At 63.0% G+C, this 1,814-nt stretch carries 3 protein-coding genes; all 3 read left to right on the top strand.

What is annotated here, in order from left to right:
• Positions 1 to 91: 91 nt before the first annotated feature.
• The 3 genes from K309_RS0134775 to K309_RS38940 all read left to right on the top strand — a co-directional run bounded on the left by K309_RS0134775 (position 92) and on the right by K309_RS38940 (position 1,793).
• On the top strand, positions 92 to 685 hold the full coding sequence (locus tag K309_RS0134775) for an RBBP9/YdeN family alpha/beta hydrolase (protein WP_029050458.1): 594 nt from the start codon (positions 92 to 94) through the stop codon (positions 683 to 685).
• Entirely contained in the window at positions 682 to 1,065 is a 384-nt protein-coding gene (locus K309_RS0134780; protein WP_029050459.1) for a carboxymuconolactone decarboxylase family protein, read from the top strand. Before K309_RS0134775 ends, K309_RS0134780 begins: the two co-directional genes overlap by 4 nt.
• A 212-nt stretch (positions 1,066 to 1,277) precedes the next feature.
• Positions 1,278 to 1,793 (top strand): Bug family tripartite tricarboxylate transporter substrate binding protein, encoded by a 516-nt coding sequence (locus K309_RS38940; protein WP_051320778.1) that lies wholly within the window; start codon positions 1,278 to 1,280, stop codon positions 1,791 to 1,793.
• Positions 1,794 to 1,814 lie beyond the last annotated feature (21 nt).

Consider the following 1,814-nt stretch of genomic DNA (forward strand, 5'->3'; position numbering starts at 1 on the left):
ACCAGACCACCGAGCAGACGCTCGCCGAGTTGCGCTATCCCACCGCACGCCGTCCGATCAGGCCGGCGCTGGCAGAACGCAAGGTGGCGCGATGAAAGACCATCATGAAGTGACCGTTGTTACGGTACCGGGGCTGCGAGAGGAAACGCCGGCGCACTGGCAGACGCTGCTGGCCCACGAACTGCCCAACGTTCGCTCGCTCCCTGCGTTGGGGCGCACCAACATCGACCTGAATGCGCGGGTCGCGGCGATCGATGCCGCCGTACTGGCTGCGCCGGCGCCGGTCATCATCTTGGCGCACAGTGGCGGATGCATTGCGACAGCGCACTGGGCGCGCCGCACCGGCGGCCGGAAGATCCTCGGCGCCCTGCTGGCGACACCGCCGGACCTCGAGAAGCCTCTGCCGCCTGAGTTCCCTGCGCTGTCGGCTTTCGCCGAAGCAGGCTGGACACCTATGCCGAAGGGGCGGCTACCTTTCCACTGCATCGTGGCGGCGAGCCGCAACGATCCGCTGGGTGAGTTTGCAAGGGTGAAGGACATGGCGTCCGGCTGGGGCGCGGAGCTGGTCGACCTTGGCGAGGTCGGGCATCTGAACCCAGCGTCGGGCTATGGGCCATGGCCCGCAGCAGGCGCGCTGATCCGCAGGCTGGCCCAACGCCAAGACGTGTCGGGAGTCCTCGCATGAGCCAAAGCCAAACACCCACTTGTGACGCCTTGCGCGCGCAAGGCCACTGGAACCCAGATTGGGACGCCATGGCGTCTCTGGCGCCGGGCTGGACCGAAGAGTTTATGCGCATGGTCAGCATCCCGCTGAACTCCTCCGCGCTCGACTCGCGGACCTTCGAACTGGTCTGCATTGCGATCGACGCGTCTGTGACCCACATGTTCGCGCCCGGCACGCGACGCCACATTCGGCGAGCGCTCGATCTCGGCGTGAGTGCCGACGAGATCATGGCCGTGCTGCAGCTCACCGCAACGCTGGGACTGCATACCATGAGCCTGGCAGCGCCCCTGCTACAGCAGGAACTGCGCGAGCGCCAGGCCACGGCCACCGATCCGGCATGAACCTCGTTCTCCGCTCTCAGGAGCCTGCCTTGAAAAGCCATGAGCAACACCCGCATCGACCAGCAGGGGAGCCGTATGAACTAGCTCCAACAGATTGAACAACTCGCGCGTACCGCCAACGAGTTCGGCCAGTGGCAGGGAAGCGCGGGGAGTGTAACGCGGCCTCGTGGAGCGGTTACTGAGTTGCCTCACTGCATATTTGAAAGGAAAAGATGACTCTGCCTGACAAAATGACACTGAATACTGTACGCCGTAGTCTTGTGCGCGCCGCGGTGGCCGGATTGTTTGCGGCTTCGACGTCGATCGCTATGGGCCAGCCTCTGGGCGATCGCCCGATTCGCATCATTGCCGTTGGCACGCCGGGAGCGACGGCGGATATTCTGGCGCGAGTAGTGGCCGACTCCTTGACCAAGAGTTTGGGGCAGCCCGTCGTCGTGGAACCCAAGCCAGGTGCGGGTGGTGCCGTGGCCATGGAATCCTTTTTGAGAGCGCCCGCAGACGGACACACCTACCTGCTGTCCATTAGCAGTCTGGTTTCGGAGCTACCCTACACGTTCAAGCCTAAGTACGATCCGTTCACAGCGATTCGGCCGCTGGTGGAACTGGGAAGCATGGGCGCGATGCTGGTGGGCAATGTCAACCTGCCACCCAAAAACTTTCAGGAGTTGGTTGCGTATGTGAAGGCCAACAAGGGGAGGGTCAATATCAATCCACCCAAGTTACTGTAAGCATCAACAAGCCTTATAAGC

It is taken from the genome of Cupriavidus phytohabitans, assembly GCF_000426345.1.
GTDB lineage: Bacteria > Pseudomonadota > Gammaproteobacteria > Burkholderiales > Burkholderiaceae > Cupriavidus.